This window comes from Cystobacter fuscus DSM 2262 (assembly GCF_000335475.2).
Classification (GTDB): domain Bacteria; phylum Myxococcota; class Myxococcia; order Myxococcales; family Myxococcaceae; genus Cystobacter; species Cystobacter fuscus.
This window is the reverse complement of record NZ_ANAH02000018.1, coordinates 92383-108547: the sequence shown is the minus strand read 5'-3', so window position 1 is coordinate 108547 and position 16165 is coordinate 92383. Positions and strand designations below refer to the sequence as shown.

Below are 16165 nucleotides of genomic sequence, written 5' to 3'. Positions count from 1 at the left end.
CCTGGGTGATGGAGCGGGTAGCCCCATCCTCCCCCGACACGCTGGGGGTCCGCTAGCTCGCGCATGGCGGACGCGGTATGGTCGCACGAGGCCCAGATGCTCCTCTCCTCGGCTCAGACCAGCGCTCTGTTCTCGCGGCTCGACCAACTCCTCAGTGGCCAGCATGCCGCGGACACCATCGGAATCTGGCTGGGACTGACGGTGCGCAGCAGGATCGGCATCAAGAACTCGGTCCACGAATACATCCACGCGCTGCTTCGGTTCTTCGACGAGGAAGGTCTCGCACCGCGAGAGCCCGCCATCCTGCGGTTGTTGCGGCTGCCCGACTTCTCCGTCTACCCCGAGCTGCAACAGATCCGGGCCGAGCTGGAGGCCCGCAAGGCGGAGCAGACGGCGGACGATCCCTATGCCAGGTGCCAACTGCACGTCGGGCCCTTCCTTGATCGGGCACGGCTCCGCGTCGTGCTGCGCCAGTTCGTGGAGCGTGTGGCCGGGCCGAGGGTGTTGGTGGTGAACGGCCCCGCGCAGAGCGGCAAGTCCTACTCGAGCTGGTTCGTCAGCCACCTCAATGACACCATGCCCTCCTTCGTCACGTTCGCGTACGCGGCCGAGAAGGGGCTCGCGGAGACCTACACGCTGGGCGACGTGGCGCGGGATCTCGTCCAGCTCGCCAAGGGACAGTTGTCCACCATGCCGCCACAGCGGTCCCAGGAGAAGCGCTGGGCTCAGGAGCTGTGCATCTGGATCCTCTCCACGCTCAACCGCCCGGGACTGCCGTTCTGGCTGGTGCTCGACGGGTTCCGGGACGCACCTCCAGGCACTCAGGCCCTCATCCAGAATCTGGCGCACCACATCTCGCAGGCGCTCAACCAGACAGATGGCCGTCTCCTCCTGTTCGACTACGATCCACGGCTGCTGGCACCTTGTCCCGTGGTCACCGAGGAACTGCTCGCCATCGAGCCGCTGCACATCACGGAGTACTTCCAGCGACTCCTGCCCGGGCAGGACGCCGTCATCATCCAGCGCGCGGTGACGGAAGTGCTTCAGCGCGTGACGCTGCTGCCCACGGAGCCAGGCTGGCTGTCCCAGGTTTTCATCGCGGTCCGGGAGGTCTCCGATGCACTCCGCTGATCGCAAGCTCACCCTGGAGGAAGTGGAGCAGCGGCTCGCGAAGCTGAAGCCTCCCACCGCCCTGGTCCAGGCGGAGGAGGTGGAACCCCTGCGCTGGGAGTACCGCATGGCGGCCTGCGTCCTCTCGACGTTCGAGCCCACCACGCTCCGGCCACTCCGCGCCCAGGAGGTCCGGGAGGAGGCGCTGCGGCACCTCATGGCCGACTGCGAGGCGGTGACGACTCCCGGTGGCAGGACGCGGTGGACGCTGCGCCAGGGCGTTCGCCAGGTGGCCATCGCGCGTCTCGGCTCGCGCTCGGAGCTGTTGCGCGCACTCGCGGTGAATCCGCCCAGGGAGCCAGATCTCCTCCAGCGGATGATCTCGGACTGGCTGAAGGGCACGGCCCGGCCTCTCGAGCAGCAGGGACTGGAGGAACTGGGCTGCACGCTTCAAGTGGTGCACTGGTTCCGGGCGCTGGTGCCAGAGCTGCCCGGCCCCGAGCAGGTCCAGCGTCGCCTGGAGTGGCTCCAGTTCATGGCGCCATTCCAGTATCTCGCGGGGCAGCGATTTTGTGGCCGCGGTGCCGAGTTGCAGAAGCTCCGGGATTACGTGGGGGTCGTTGATGTCTCCGCGTCGGAAACAGTCCGGCGGTCCCTGCTGGAGGCGTTCGGCGCTTTTTCCCGCAAGCCGCTCCTCATCCATGGCCCGGGGGGAATGGGCAAATCCACCCTCCTGGCCCGCTTCATTCTCGAGCACGCTGAAGCCGAGGAGCCGATCCCATTCGTCTATCTCGATTTCGATGATCCGACGCTCTTGACCGATAATCCGGCCACGTTGCTCGTGGAAATCGCTCGGCAGCTGCGTCTCCAGCGTCCGGAGATGAAGGAGTTCGCGCGGTTTCGTCGTCTCTGTGAGGGCGTCACCTCGGGGCGGGCGTATCAATGGCGGCGCCTGGCGGAGGAGGAGCGCACGCCAACAGCCAGGTCGCTGTCCGCCCTGCTGGATCGTCTGGAGTCGCCGGGGGATGAAGCCCCCCCACTGCCCCACCCGGATGCGGTGCAACCCGGAACCACGCTCTGGCCACATTGGCAGGTCCTGACCGAGACCCTGAGCGTCATTCTGGCGACGATGCTTCGGAGCCAATCCCCCAGGAGATTGCCTCGCGTCCTGCTCGTGCTCGACACGTACGAGGAGGTGCAGTTCAAGGGCATCGGTCATGTCGAGACCTTGTCGCTCTTCCTGCTGTTGCTCCAGCAGAGCTGCCCCGAGCTGCGCACGGTGATCTGCGGCCGGGCTCCGACAGAAACCCTGCGAGTCGACGAACTGCCGTTGACGGAGCTCGATCCTCAAGCATCCCGGGAGCTGCTGCGCTTGAGTGGCGTGGAGGATGCGGAGGCAATCGACGATCTCGTGAAGCAGCTCGGTGGGAATCCGCTGACGCTCAAGTTGGCGGCGGATGTGGTGAAGCGGGAGGGCGCCGGCCGCGGTGGTATCGAGGGCCTCAAGACGCGCAGGCTCTTCTTCTTCAGCGCGCGAGAGGCAGTGATTCAAGGACAGCTCTACCAGCGCATCCTGGGGCACATCCATGATCCGAGGATACGGAAGCTCGCCCATCCTGGCCTGGTGGTACGGCGCGTCACCCCGGAGATCATCTCCAGGGTCCTCGCCGGCCCCTGCGAGCTACGCGTGGACGGGAGCGGAGATGCGGAGGGGCTCTTCGAGGAGTTCAAGCGGGAGGTGTCGCTCGTCTTCGTCGCGGCGGATCAATCACTGCACCACCGGACCGACGTCCGGCGGGTGATGCTGGAGGCGCTCAAGGCCGAGAAACCCGTTCAGGTCCAGCAAATCCACGAGGCGGCGGTTCGCTACTACGAAGGCAACACGGATCCGCTCAGCCGGGCGGAGGAAATCTACCACCGCCTCTCGATGGGAGCGCCGCCCCACGAGGTGGAGGAGCGCTGGATGCCAGGGGTCGAACCGTACCTGGGCAATGCGTTGGAGGAACTGCCGCCAACAGCCAGACCGTTCCTGGCCTCGCGTTTGGGGTTGGAGCTGCCGTCACGCATGTGGAAGGAGGCGGAGCTGGCGGATTGGGAGCGCAATGCGGCGTCGCGCGTGCGGGGGATGCTGGAACGCGGCGAGGCCCATCTGGCGCTCCGGGTGCTGGGAGCTCGCGAGGAGCGCACTTCCGGGAGTCCGCTCTACGAGCTGGAAGCCCAGGTGCTTCAACGGCTCGGGAAGGTGGCTGAGGCGCTCGAGGTGGTGGAGAAGGGATTGGCCGCCGCGACCCCGATGGCGGGAGCCTCTTCGCTACCGTTGCTCCTGCTCCGTGCCGAGCTGGCCACCACTCTGCGGCAGCACGAGTCCGCGAATGAAAGCCTGGATCATGCCGAGCAGATCGCGCGGAGGAGCGGGCGGGAGGAGCTCGTACTGCGGGCGCTCGTCGCGCGCGTGTGGAGCGGCGCGGTGAGCCCAGAACAGTGGCGCGAACGGGCAGGTGCCCTGCAAGCCTTCCTCACGAGTACATCACACGAACTCCTGGTCCGACACGATCGGCTCGCGAGGTTGGCCTTCGGTCTGGTGGCGGGCAGTCAACTCGAACTGCTGGTTCGAGGCCTCGAGGTCGTGGGATTCGGCGAGGTTCAGTCCTCGGCTCCCGATGTACGAGATGTGCTCAGCCTGCTGCGCCGTACAGGGTGGCCCTTGGCGCCGAGCGCGTTCGAGGCGGGTGCGGTCGAGGATTTCTTGGTGGAAGTCCTCCAGGCGAGGCACTGCCCTTCGGAGCTCGGAGCCTGGGTCGCACGGATCTTCGTGCTCGAGGGGCTTCCCGAGGATCCTGAACGCACTGCTCGCGCGAGGCGCTCGGCGAGGGTGATCGAGGAGACCTCGGAGCGGGATGAGGGGGTGCCCGGCTGGATTGCCCAAGCCTACGAACCCTTCCAAAAGACGAACGGTGAAGGGACGATCTTCCAGAGAGCACTCGAGGGCAGGTCTCCCGGACGCGTGGCGATGGAGGCGATCGAGGCGGCCCTGGGAGGAACGGGGGAGTCGGACGATGCCGGCATGAGAACCCCGATGCTTCTGATTCGCGCGGAACTGGCCAGCCGCATGGGCGACATCGGGCTCGCGGAGACGAGTCTTCTTCAGGTCGCTCGGCTCGCACAGCGCACGAGACAATTCGGCGGATGGCTGCAGGCGCTCACCCGCCGCGCCCAGCTCGATGCCACGACTCCGGAACAATGGTACGAGCGAAGGGACTCACTTGCCGCGCTGCTGGCCGCGAACCCTGACGAGGTCGCCTATCGGCATCCGCGGCTCGCGCGGCTGGGAATCGGGCTGGTGGCCTCGGCTCATCCCGAGTTGTTGAGGTGGGGGCTCAAGAACTTGGGGTTCGGAGATGACGGCTTCATGCTCTCGCGCATCGGCGATGACATCGCACGGCATCTCAGGCACGCGGGATGGCCCCACGTACAGGCCGTTTGGTACCGCCCGGCTGAAGCCGAACGATTCCTGGCCGAAATCTTGGAGTCCCAGGACTGCCCAGCCGATCTACCCGCGATGCTCACCTTGGCCTTCGTCGAGCGTGGGAGCCTCGAGCTGGGCACAGCCCCCTTTTCGTGAGACATCGTCGAAGTGAGCCTCTCTGGGGGACGCGTGGAATTCAGATACCTGAAGCAGGACGAGCTCCTCGAGCTCACGACCGTGGCCCTCCGGATGGGGCTCGGCAACCCGATGACCCAGATGACACTGCTGAGCAGCCTCAACCCCCAGTTCGCGGGGAGCATCCAGACACTAGGCCTTTCGCCTTCGACGATGCTGCTCAATACCCTCAACCGGCTCAATCACACCGAGCGCCTGACGGATGGCTCCGTGCCACTCGCGGCCTGGTTGAAGAGCGCGCTGGCCGTAGCGGGGCCGGTAGAGGACGCAAAGGTCTTCGCCCAAGCGCTCTCCGTCGTATCGCAGCGCTCATCGGGTGCTCCGCCCATCGAGCTGGAGAATGTCCCGGAGCGCAAGGAGCGGATCATCCACCAGGACGACATGGTGTCGTTCGGTTTCTTCACGGGAGCGGTTGCGGCTGGCGCGGCCGTGACCCTGGTGACGGTGCCCCGCTACGACGGAGGCGCCCGCCGCATGCTCGCCAGTGGAGGAGAGTACCTCTCCCAGGGGACCGCCTGGCTGCTCACTCCCGAGCTGGCCATCACCAACCACCACGTCATCAACGCGCGGCAGGAGGGGGAAGCCGCCGCGGCACGCGCTGACCTCGAGCTGCAGGCGGCGAACGCGAGACTTGGGTTCGACTTTGACTCCAAGACCCAGGTGCCGGAGTCGGTCGCGGTCGCGAAGCTGGAGAGCTGCGATCCAGGTCTCGATTACGCGGTGCTGAGGCTCGCGCGGAGGCAATCCCGCCGGCCGCTCGCGGTGAAGGCGGGCCTGGTGGCAGTGGGAACGCCGGTGAACATCATCCAACACCCGCTCGGGCAGGAGAAGAAGATCGCCTGTAGGAACAACCTCGTCACCGCGAACTCCCCCACCGAGCTTCGCTACTTCACGGACACGCAGCAGGGCTCCTCTGGCGCTCCCGTGCTCGACGACACGTGGCGGGTCGTGGCCCTGCATCGGTCATCGGTCAACGTGGAGAACGTCAACTTCCAGGGGAAGAGCACGGCCTGGGTCAATGTGGGCGTCCCTATCGGGCGCGTGCTCGAGCACATCCGGCAGAACGCGCCCGAGGCGCTGTGGCGGGAAATCCGTCAGACGCAAGCTGAACTCGGTTGAACCACCAGCCGCCGTCACGGGCTCGCCGCGGGAGTACGCTGCTGAAGTGCGGGGCTCACTGCTCCGGCACGGACTCGATGCGCAGCGCCTCGCGGGCGAAGCGCTGCATGCGCTCCATCAGCGGGGGCATGACGTCGCGGAAGTGACGGCCGGACAGGTCCGCCGCCGACTCCAGCTTCTCCTTGCAGCGCAGGTCCTGGCAGAGGTTGACGCCCACCCGGCGCTTGGAATTGACGTCCGTGGTGAGCAGCCCGATCTCGTTGGACGAGCCGTAGGAGTGGCACCAGTCGCACATCTGCGAGGGCGCGGGGCCTCCGTGCGAGTCGCGGCGGAAGGCGATACCCATGGGGCGCTTGCCCTGCGGCGAGGGGCACACCAGGAAGACCCGGGTCCCCGCGGGCTCCACCCACGCGAAGTAGTCCCGCACGAACAGCGGGAAGCGGAGGTCCTTGGGCAGCTCGACCTTCTCCCGGTCACGGGGGCGGAAGGCCTGCAACAAGTCTTTCTCGGTCTCGATGAGGAACATGGTCGATCTCCTCACGGGGGCCTGGGCGCACCCGTGCACCGCCTACATAAGAGCATGGGGGTTCAGCCGCTCGTTTCTCGCGGGACGCGAGCGCTCGCCCGGCGCCTCGCTTCGCGGGCGCTACGGCGCGGAGGGGCCCTGGAAGCCGTTGGCGCGGAAGGTCAGCACCAGCGTGTCGCGGTGCCCCTGCCCGGACAGCGGTTGGATGGGCGTGCTCTCGTGGATGACGCGCTCGTCATCCAGCAGGAGCACCGACCAGGGCTCGGTCAGCGTGAAGCGGATGCCGTGGGGGCCCTGGGCCTCGAACACCCGCGTCTCGCCGCCCTTGATGCCCTCGCGCCCGATGAGCATCACGGCGACGAAGTCCACGCCATCCCGATGCGCCCCCTCGGGCGTCGGCCGGCCAATGCCATCCGTCGTGTCGATGCGGAATTGGTGCGCCTCGATGAACCAGGGCCGCGCCCCCCGCAGCTCGGAGCAATACACGGCGAGCCGGCTCAACAGGCGAGGCCAGACGGGCTGCGCGACCACGGCCGGCGTCATCGGCTCGAACCAGCGCTCCAGCCCGCCGTGCAGCGCGTTGTATTCGACCGGCTGCCAGTGCGCGCGGTGGGGCACCTGGGTGACGGCCTCGCCCTCGACGACGAAGCACGAATGCCGGCGCGAGCGATAGCGCCCCCCGTCGCGCAGGTAGGCGTCGGGCGGCAGATCGTTCCAGGTCGGACGCAGGGCCTCGAGCACGGCGGCCGAAGTTCCCACGTGTTCACACAGGCCGGCCCGGTCGAGCACGGCATAGCCAAGCTCACGCAGGGCGGGGATAACGTGGGAAGGGGTGGTGACAGGCGGAGAGAGGCTCATGGAGGGGGCCCGGAGAGTGTCCGGGCTCTATCCACGAGCCAGGAAGAAGTCCAGCGGCGATACCGGGAGGCGGGAAGCGTGGACCCGCCTCCCCTCGCGGCTTCAGGCCTTCACGTGGCCCTTGTCCTTCGAACCGCTGCTCACCTCGATGCGCTTGGGCTGCACCTCGGGCACCTTGGGCAGCCGCAGGTTGAGCACGCCGTCCTTCAGGTCCGCGATGCAGTGCTCCGCGTCCACCCCTTCCGGCAGGGTGAACGAACGGCTGAAGGAGCCGAAGCTGCGCTCATAGGCGTAGAAACGGTCGGATTCCTCCTTCTTCTCGTTCTCTCGCTTGCCGCTGATGGTGAGCCGGTCTCCGGTGAGGGAGATCTCCAGGTCCTCATCCCTGATTCCGGGAAGATCCGCCTTGAAGATGTACGAGTCCTTCGTCTCCTTCACCTCGAAGGCTGGGTTGAAGCTCCACGACCGGTCGGTCCCCAGCAGGCGCTCCACCTGGTCGAACGGATCGAATCCCATCAATTCCTTCATCTGCTCGAAGGGATCGGCCGTCCGGGGCCATCGGCCGAGGGACGAAGTCCCACTGCCTCGACGCACGGGAAGATCAGACATGATGTTTCTCCTTTCCGAACAGGGTCGCGCGACGCTGCGCCACGGCCCTCCCAATTCAGGGTAGAGCGTCGAGAGGTGCTGGCAAGGCGCGCCCACGCGAGGCCCCCGCCCTCCTGCTCCGCCGGGAGGCACGCGGGCCCGCGGGGCTGACGCGGAAGTCAACGGACTGACCGCGAAGAGCCCGGGTGACAGGCGTGCATCACCCCTCGGGTCTCCTCGTTTCTCGGGAACTTGGACGGCTGTCGATGGCCTCGCGATCCACCACGCGGTTTGCTACAGGACGCGACCTGGAGTCCTTTCGCCCGTTCAGGAGCCTGTCCATGAGGCCAGTCATGAGTGCGAGTGCCGGTTCGGCCGGGTCGGCATTCGCCATGGCTCGGGTCTCGGCTCCTGGCCTCGCGAGTGGTGCCAGCGTCCTCCCGACACGTGAGCGCCCGACGCCTCGTGGGTCCGCCCCCCGGCTGAGCCGACTCGCCTCGGCTTCTCCCCTCTTGATGACGCCGCCACGCGCGGCATGGAACGGATTGCGACGATGAGATTCACACGAAAGCACTACGACGTGGCGGTCATCGGCGGAGGGCCCGCGGGGCTGGTCTCCGCCATCGCCTTCGCCCACCGGGGCGCGCGGGTGCTCGTGCTCGAGGCCAATCCGCAAGCGTGCCGACGCTTCGCGGGCGAGTTCATCCACCCCCCGGGGGTCGGCGTGCTCGACTCGCTGCGCATCCGCCGCTCGGACTGGGCCCACGCCCGCACGAGCTTCGGCTTCAAGATCTTCCCGGACGATGGCAGCGCGCCCATCGAGATGGCCTACCCCCAGGGCGTGGCGCTCACGTGTGCCCATGACACCCTGGTCGAGGGCCTGCGCGAGGAGGCCGCGGGCCTGGCGGGCGTGGAGCTGGTGCCGTACGCGCGGCTGGCGGGCCTGGAAGGGCACGTGCTGCGCGTGGATGACCGGGAGCGGGGCGCCCAGGTGGAGCTCACCGCGGCGCGCATCATCGGGGCGGACGGACGGGCGTCCGTGGTGCGCCGGCAGCTCGGCCTGGAGGAGAACAGCACGCTGCTCTCCTACATGGCCTCGGTGGAGCTGCGCGGACTGGAGCTGCCCTTCGAGGGCTTCGGGCACGTGCTGCTCGGCGGTCCCGGACCGGCGCTCCTCTACCGGATCGGCCCCGACCGGGTGCGGGGCTGCCTGGACGTGCCCCTGCGCTACGGCGCGGCCCAGCGCAACCCCACCTTCCTCTGGGATGCCTTCAGCCCGGTGTTGCCTCCCGCGCTGCTGCCCGCCTTCCGGCGCGCGCTCGCCGAGGGCCCCGTCACCTGGGCCGCCAACCGCTTCCGCCCGCGCTCGGAGTTCGGCCGGGGCCACGTCGCGCTCGTGGGCGACGCGCTCGGCCACGTGCACCCGATGACCGCCATCGGCCTGAGCATGGGCTTCCTCGACGCGCGCAGCGTGGCGGCGCACGAGGACCTCGAGCGCTACGCCGAGGAGCGCCGCGGCTATGTGCCGGAGTTGCTCGCCAGCGCGCTCTACCACTGCTTCCGGCGCGAGGATCCGAGCGCCACCGGCGTGCGCGAGGCCATGTTCGACGTGCTGCGCGAGAACGCCGAGGCGCGCGGCCAGACGATGCGCATCCTCTGCGGCCAGGAGGAGCGCACGTCGAGCTTCGGCGGCATCTTCATGCGCATCGCCGCGGAGGCCATGAACAGCACGGCGCGCTCGGCGCTGCGCCGGGGCGGGCTCAAGAGCGTGTCCGCCGAGCTGGCCGCGTATGGCGAGTGGATGCAGTGGCCCGCCGCCAGCCTCGTGCCGGGCGGGTTGCATCAGCGCTACCGCGGACGTGGCACCCCGACCCACCCCATTCCCCTGCTCAAGGAGTTCATCCCCGTGCGGGACGTGCCTCGGAGCGAGACGGAGGAGGGCGAGTCCTCCCGGCGCCGCCAGGCCACGCCTCCGCCGCTCGCACCGGTCATGGAGCAGGCGACGGACTTCCTCCTCCGGGAGCTGGAGTCGTTCGCCACGCAGCTCAAGCAGCGGCCGGATGACGTGCTGCGCACGGGGGCGATCCGCATCATGCGCGCCATCACCCGCACCGACATGCGCGCGGGCATCGCGGCGCGCATGAGCCTGTGGCGCCGCCACCTCGCGCACGAGGGCCTGCGACGCCTGCTCGAGCTCGAGGAGCACGAGGCTCCGGGCGCCCGGCCTCCCTCCCTCGCCACGGCGGACCTCGCCGGACTCTTCCACCTGCTGCTGGGCGGCTCCACCTGGGTGCAGGAGCCCATCGTGGGCATCTCCGAGGGCGTGGATGCGTTGCTCGGGTGCCAGACGGTGGCCGGTGGCTTCGCGGCCCGGGCCTTCGACAGGACGCGCGCGGGCGGCCGGGGTGTGGGGGATCTGCGCGCCACCGCCCTGGCCTGCGAGGCGTTGAAGATCATCCAGCGCCGCCAGCCCGGAATGTTCGACGCGCGCATCACTCCCGCGCTCGAGCGCGCGGCCCGCTGGCTGAGCGAGACGCAGTCGCCCGACGGCTCCTGGGCCCCCCTCGGGTCCGAGGGCCGCATCGCCGCCACGGCGTGGGCCATGGAGGCCCTGCTCGCCGCCAAGGGGCCCACCACCCACTCCCGGCTGCGCCGCGCGGCGCGCTGGCTCGTCGAGCGGCAGGCGGAGGACGGTGCCTTCACGGAAGGCATCCCCGTCCAGGGGGACGCCGAGCGCCGGTGGCTCACGGCGATCGCGCTCCAGGCCCTGATCTCCGTGCGCGCCCCCTACCCCGAGGCGATGGAGGCCGCGGAGGCCCTGCTGGCGACGGCGCTCGCCGAGGGCCTCCACGACGAGGCGCGCGGCCCGTCCCAGGTCGCGCCCTGGGAGGAGTGCGCGGAGAGCCTCGATGCGCTCGCGCTCCACGAAGTCCTGCGGCGCGAGCGGCCCGAGCCCCTGCGCCGCGCGGCCTCCGCTCCGTCGGTGCCCTCCGGCCGCTCCGAGGCGGATTGGATCTTCTGCAAGGAGAGCCTCGGCGAGGTGTCGCGCACCTTCGCGCGGCCCATCGCGCTGCTGCCCGGCAACCTCGAGGTGGCCATGACGCTGGGCTACCTGCTGTGCCGCGTCGCCGACACCATCGAGGACCACCCGTCCGTGCCGCTCGCCGCCAAGGAGCCGCTCTTCGCGTGCTTCCTGGACGTGCTGCGCGGCCACAAGGAGCCGGAGGCCTTCACCGAGGCGTTCAAGCCCATTCCAGGCCAGGACGCCGAGCTGGCCCTGTCGCGCGCCCTGCCCACCGTCATGCGCGTCTTCCACACGCTGCCGGAGAACATCCAGGCGAGCCTGGCGCGCTGGACGTCGGAGATGGCGCGCGGCATGGCCATCTACGCCCACCGGGAGCGCGGCGCCGACGGCCTCGTGGCGCTGCACACGGTGTCCGACCTGGAGCGCTACTGCTACTTCGTGGCGGGCACCGTGGGCCATCTGACGACGGAGCTGTTCCTGGAGGAGCTGGGCAGCGAGGTGACGCCGGAGCAGGCCCAGACGATGCGCCTGCACGCGGAGGCTTTCGGCACCGGGCTCCAGCTCGTCAACATCCTCAAGGACGTGACGGATGACCGCGAGGAGCGGGGCTGGTCCTTCATCCCCCGCGCCCTGTGCGCCGCGGGCGGCATGGGCGTGGCGGAGCTGACGGACCCCGCGCAGCGCACCCGGGCACATGCCACCGTCGCGCCGCTCTTCGAGCTCGCCCGGAGGAACCTCGACGACGGGCTGCGCTACGCGCTCGCCATCCCCGCCACCGCGCCCCAGCTGCGGCTCTTCTGCCTGCTGCCGCTGTGGATGGCGGCGCGCTCGCTCGTGCTCGCCCGGGGCAACGACGCCATGTTCGTCGCGGGCCAACCGGTGAAGATTCCCCGCGCGGAGGTGGAGACGCTCATCACCGATTGCATGAACCACCACGCCGATGACACCACGCTCCAGGCCCACTACGCGGAGCTCTGGCGCCAGGCACCGAACCACCACCAACGCCTCTCGGCCGGGTAACCCGAAGGAACACGCACATGCGCAACATGGCTCCTGAATCCAATGCCGGCGCGCGGCGCACGGTCGACTCCGCCCTCTCCGCCGCCATGACGCACCTCTCGGGGCTGCTCTCCCCGGAGGGCTCGCTCAAGGGCGACTACGGCGGCCCCCTCTTCATGTTGCCCATGTACGTGGGCACCGCGCACGCCGTGGGACTCGAGCTCGACGCCGCCACGCGCGAGGGCATGGTGCGCTACCTCAAGAGCGTGCAGAACAAGGACGGCGGCTTCGGCCTGCACGTGGAGGCGTCCAGCTACGTCTTCACCTCCACGCTCTGCTACGTGGCCCTGCGCCTGCTCGGCGTGAGCGCGGAGGACCCGGCCGCCACGTCCGCGCGTCAGTGGATCCTCGCGCACGGAGGCGCGCTCACCTCGGCGCCCTGGGGCAAGTTCTTCCTCTCGGTGCTCCGCCTGCACGAGTACGAGGGGTTGGATCCGCTCCTGCCCGAGCTGTGGCTGCTGCCCGAGGCGCTTCCCATGCACCCTTCGCGCTTCTGGTGCCACTGCCGCATGGTCTACCTGCCCATGAGCTGGCTCTACGGCAAGAAGGCGCGCATCCCCGACTCGCCCCTGCTCCAGCAGCTGCGCCGGGAGCTGTACCCGACACCCTATGAGCAGATCGACTGGCCGGCCCACCGCACGCGCGTGTCGCCCACCGACTCGCAGGTGCCGCGCTCGGCGCTCGTGCTCGCGGCCAACCATCTCATGGGCCTCTACGAGTCCCAGGCGTCCACGCGGCTGCGCGAGCGCGCCCTGTCCTTCGTGTTGGATCACATCCGTCAGGAGGACGAGAACACGCGCTACATCTGCATCGGCCCGGTGAACAAGCTCTTGCACGTGCTGGTGTGGCACTTCGAGCGTCCCGGCGGCGCCGAGCTGCGGGCCCACCTCGCCCAGCTCCCCGACTACCTGTGGAAGGGGCCGGACGGCGTGAAGATGAATGGCTACAACTCCTCGGAGCTCTGGGACACGGCGTTCGCCGCCCAGGCGGTGGTCGCCAGCGGCCGCATCCAGGAGAACCTGCCCTTCCTGCGCTCGGCCTTCGACTTCATCGACCGCAGCCAGGTGCGTGAGGACACGCCCAACGCCGAGCGCTACTACCGCCACCGCTCCAAGGGCGGCTGGCCCTTCTCCACGCGCGACCACGGCTGGCCCATCAGCGACTGCACCGCCGAGGGCCTCAAGGCGGCGCTCGCGCTCGAGCCCTTCGTCGACTCGCCCCTGTCCCAGGAGCGGCTCACGGACGCGGTGGACCTGCTCCTCTCCATGCAGAACGAGGACGGCGGCTGGGCCACGTACGAGCTCACGCGCGGTCCCAAGTGGCTCGAGCTGCTCAACCCGTCCGACTGCTTCTCGGACATCATGATCGATCCGTCCTACGTCGAGTGCACATCGTCCTGCATGCAGGCGCTGGCGCGCTTCCGGGAGCGCTTGCCGGGGGTGCGCGCGAAGGAGATCGACACGGCGATGAAGCGCGGGGCGCGCTACGTGGAGCGGGCCCAGCGGCCGGACGGCTCGTGGGAGGGAAGCTGGGGCATCTGCTTCACGTATGGGGCGTGGTTCGGCGTCTGGGGCCTCGTCGCCGCGGGGTACTCGCCGAGCCATCCGGCCCTCCAGCGCGCCTGCGACTTCCTGATCTCCAAGCAGAACGCGGACGGGAGCTGGGGCGAGACGCCCGAGAGCTGCCGGCAGCGGCGCTACGTGCAGGCCGAGCAGGGCCAGGCGGTGATGACGTCGTGGGCGGTGCTCGCGTTGAGCAAGGCGGGCCGGCGCGACTCGCCCGAGGTCCAGCGCGCCCTGGGCTTCCTCGTGCAGCGGCAGCGTCCGGACGGCAGCTACCCCGAGGAGCACATCGCGGGGATGTTCAATAAGACGAGCGGCATCCACTACGATCACTACCTCGACGTGTTTCCGCTCTGGGCCCTGTCGCCAGTGCGGTAGACAGCGCGTCCATGACGCCCTCGGAACCCTCCGTCTTCGCCTGGCTCGGCCGGGCGGTTCACCGCCACCGCGGCGTGGTCTTCCTCCTCACCGCGGGGGTGCTCATCCTCGCGGTGCTCGGCATCCTGCGCGGCGGACAGCTGAGCACCGGCACGATCCAGGGGACCGAAGCGGCACACGCGGCGGAGCTGTCACGGGGCATCTCCGCGGCGTCCAACGACACCACGCTCGCCGTCATCTTCCACTCGGACGAGTGGAAGACGGACGATGCGCGCTTCACCCAGGCGCTGGAGGAAGTGCTCGGCCCCGTGGGCAAGCTGCCCGAGGTGAGCGCCGTGGTGTCCCCCCAGGGCGCACCCGAGCAGCTCGCCAGCCGGCTCATCTCCTCCAGCGGCCATGACGTGCTGGCGCTCGTGCGGCTCAAGGGCGACGAGCGCGAGGCGGCGCGTGCCTTCCCCACCGTGCGCCGGGCGCTCACCAGCGACAAGCTCGGCGTGGTGGTAACGGGCAAGGTCGCCTTCGTGGAGGCGTTGGATCGGCTGCTCGAGCACGATCTGCTCAAGGCGGAGCTCATCTCCTTCCCCCTGGCGCTGATCGTGCTGCTGCGCGTGTTCCGCACCCTGGGCGCGGCGCTCCTGCCCATCGCCGTGGGCGGGCTCGCGGTGATGACGGGTGTGTCGGGCGTGATGCTGCTCGCGCACGTGACGGACATGGCGCAGTACACCATCAACGTCGTGACGCTCATCGGCCTGGGCGTGGCGATCGACTATTCGCTCTTCATCGTGAGCCGCTTCCGTGACGAGCTCGAGCACGGCGCCACGGTGGAGGCCGCGGTGGTGAAGACGGTGGACACGGCGGGCCGCGCGGTGGCGTTCTCCGGCCTCGCGGTGGCGGTGGGCCTGTCGGGGCTGCTCTTCTACCCAGGCTCGTACCTGAGCGCCATGGGCCTGGGCGGGGCCGTCGTGGTGGCGTTCGCGGTGCTCTACTCCCTCACGTTCCTTCCCGCGCTCCTGTCGGTGCTCGGCCCCCGGGTGGACTGGGGCCGCCTGCCCATTCCGCGCTTCGGCGAGAGCAAGGGACTGTGGCACCGGCTGGCCATGTGGGTGATGAAGCACCCCTGGCTCGTGCTGCTGCCCACGCTCACCGTCCTGGTGGCCATCGGCCTTCCCTTCCAGCGGCTCCAGCTCGCCGCCACGGACATCACCGCCCTGCCCGCCGAGACGGAGGCCCGGCGCGGCGCCGAGGCCCTCAAGCAGCTGTTCCCCTCGCAGGCCGCCACGCGCATCCTGGTGACGGTCCAGTTCCCCTCGGGCGAGGCCTTCACCCCGGAGCGCGCCCGCGCCCTGTACGCCACGAGCCGCCGCCTGGCCAAACTCCCCGGCGTCGAGGGCGTGGAGAGCATCGTCGACCTGGAGCCGGGCATCAGCGCCAACCGCTACGCGGCGCTGGCCGAGGAGCCCTCCGCCCGGCCGCCCGAGTTCGATCTCGCGCTCGAGGCCTTCACCAAGGGCAGCATCGCGGTGATGCAGGTGCTCACGCCCCATGCGGCCGCGAGCGCCGAGGCCCGTGAAGTCGTCCGCGCCATCCGCCAGGAGCGCGTGGTGGGAGACGGGCGGTTGCTCGTAGGGGGCCAGACGGCGGCGGACGTGGACGGAGCGGCCTTCATCGTCGGGCACTCGCCCCACGCGGTGCTCTTCGTCATGGGGCTCACCTACGTGGTGCTGTTCGTGCTGCTGCGCTCGGTGATCCTCCCGCTCAAGGCGCTCTTGATGAACCTGCTGTCCATCGCGGGCTCGTTCGGCGCGCTGGTGTGGATCTTCCAGGAGGGCCACCTGAGCGGCCTGCTCGCGTTCGAGCCGCGCGCCATCGAGCCCTCGCTGCCCATCCTCCTGTTCTGCGCGCTCTTCGGCCTGTCCATGGACTACGAGGTCCTCCTGCTCACGCGCATGCGCGAGGAGTGGCTGCGCACGCACGACAACGCGCACGCGGTGGCCGAGGGCCTGGAGCGCACGGGCGGCCTCATCACCAGCGCCGCCGCCATCATGGTCGCGGTGTTCGCGGCGTTCTCGCTCGCCCAGGCGGTGGTGGTGAAGGCCATGGGCGTGGGCATGGCCATCGCCGTGGCCCTGGACGCCACGCTCGTGCGGGTGCTCATCGTCCCCGCGATGATGCGGCTCATGGGTGAGTTCAACTGGTGGGCTCCCGCGCCGCTCGTGCGCCTGCTCGGCGGCGCCCATGCCCCCGAGGACTCGCGGCCCGAAGCCCCGAAACAGTGAGTG

Annotated in this window: 9 protein-coding genes; 6 read left to right on the top strand and 3 right to left on the bottom strand. The window is 69.3% G+C overall.

Features of this window, described 5'->3' with window-relative positions:
- Positions 1-63: 63 nt before the first annotated feature.
- Genes D187_RS28820 through D187_RS28810 form a run of 3 tightly spaced genes read left to right on the top strand, consistent with a single transcriptional unit; the run spans position 64 to position 5890 of the window.
- Positions 64-1131, top strand: a complete 1068-nt coding sequence (locus D187_RS28820) for a hypothetical protein (RefSeq protein ID WP_155893651.1) — start codon at positions 64-66, stop codon at positions 1129-1131.
- A complete protein-coding gene (locus tag D187_RS28815) occupies positions 1118-4732 on the top strand; it encodes a P-loop domain-containing protein (protein ID WP_002623694.1) in 3615 nt (1204 codons plus the stop codon). Before D187_RS28820 ends, D187_RS28815 begins: the two co-directional genes overlap by 14 nt.
- A 33-nt stretch (positions 4733-4765) precedes the next feature.
- Positions 4766-5890 carry a trypsin-like peptidase domain-containing protein gene (locus tag D187_RS28810; RefSeq protein ID WP_043431820.1) on the top strand — a complete coding sequence of 375 codons (1125 nt, stop codon included), beginning with the start codon at positions 4766-4768 and terminating at the stop codon, positions 5888-5890.
- A 55-nt stretch (positions 5891-5945) separates the two neighbouring features.
- Here D187_RS28810 and D187_RS28805 read toward each other — a convergent pair whose 3' ends face one another.
- The 3 genes from D187_RS28805 to D187_RS28795 form a co-directional block, all read right to left on the bottom strand.
- Positions 5946-6416 (bottom strand): FBP domain-containing protein, encoded by a 471-nt coding sequence (locus tag D187_RS28805; RefSeq protein WP_002623692.1) that lies wholly within the window; start codon positions 6414-6416, stop codon positions 5946-5948.
- 120 nt (positions 6417-6536) lie between these two features.
- Positions 6537-7274, bottom strand: coding sequence for a 2OG-Fe dioxygenase family protein (locus D187_RS28800; protein WP_043431818.1), 738 nt, complete (start codon positions 7272-7274; stop codon positions 6537-6539).
- A 102-nt stretch (positions 7275-7376) separates the two neighbouring features.
- The gene (locus D187_RS28795) at positions 7377-7883 is read right to left on the bottom strand and encodes an Hsp20/alpha crystallin family protein (RefSeq protein ID WP_002623690.1); all 507 of its coding nucleotides are present in this window, start codon (positions 7881-7883) and stop codon (positions 7377-7379) included.
- A gap of 532 nt (positions 7884-8415) precedes the next feature.
- Between D187_RS28795 and D187_RS28790 the strand changes: the two genes are divergently transcribed.
- The 3 genes from D187_RS28790 to D187_RS28780 are packed head-to-tail and all read left to right on the top strand — an operon-like array spanning position 8416 to position 16162.
- Positions 8416-11907 carry a squalene/phytoene synthase family protein gene (locus D187_RS28790; protein ID WP_002623688.1) on the top strand — a complete coding sequence of 1164 codons (3492 nt, stop codon included), beginning with the start codon at positions 8416-8418 and terminating at the stop codon, positions 11905-11907.
- 17 nt (positions 11908-11924) lie between these two features.
- On the top strand, positions 11925-13886 hold the full coding sequence (locus tag D187_RS28785; RefSeq protein WP_002623687.1) for a terpene cyclase/mutase family protein: 1962 nt from the start codon (positions 11925-11927) through the stop codon (positions 13884-13886).
- 11 nt (positions 13887-13897) lie between these two features.
- Positions 13898-16162 carry an MMPL family transporter gene (locus D187_RS28780; RefSeq protein WP_002623686.1) on the top strand — a complete coding sequence of 755 codons (2265 nt, stop codon included), beginning with the start codon at positions 13898-13900 and terminating at the stop codon, positions 16160-16162.
- The last annotated feature ends 3 nt before the right edge of the window (positions 16163-16165 follow it).

Excerpts from the sequence above, each read along its gene's own strand:
- D187_RS28820 (WP_155893651.1), top strand. The coding sequence starts at position 64 with ATGGCGGACGCGGTATGGTCGCACGAGGCCCAGATGCTCCTCTCCTCG.
- D187_RS28815 (WP_002623694.1), top strand. The coding sequence starts at position 1,118 with ATGCACTCCGCTGATCGCAAGCTCACCCTGGAGGAAGTGGAGCAGCGG.
- D187_RS28805 (WP_002623692.1), bottom strand. The coding sequence starts at position 6,416 with ATGTTCCTCATCGAGACCGAGAAAGACTTGTTGCAGGCCTTCCGCCCC.
- D187_RS28800 (WP_043431818.1), bottom strand. The coding sequence starts at position 7,274 with ATGAGCCTCTCTCCGCCTGTCACCACCCCTTCCCACGTTATCCCCGCC.
- D187_RS28795 (WP_002623690.1), bottom strand. The coding sequence starts at position 7,883 with ATGTCTGATCTTCCCGTGCGTCGAGGCAGTGGGACTTCGTCCCTCGGC.
- D187_RS28790 (WP_002623688.1), top strand. The coding sequence starts at position 8,416 with ATGAGATTCACACGAAAGCACTACGACGTGGCGGTCATCGGCGGAGGG.
- D187_RS28785 (WP_002623687.1), top strand. The coding sequence starts at position 11,925 with ATGCGCAACATGGCTCCTGAATCCAATGCCGGCGCGCGGCGCACGGTC.
- D187_RS28780 (WP_002623686.1), top strand. The coding sequence starts at position 13,898 with ATGACGCCCTCGGAACCCTCCGTCTTCGCCTGGCTCGGCCGGGCGGTT.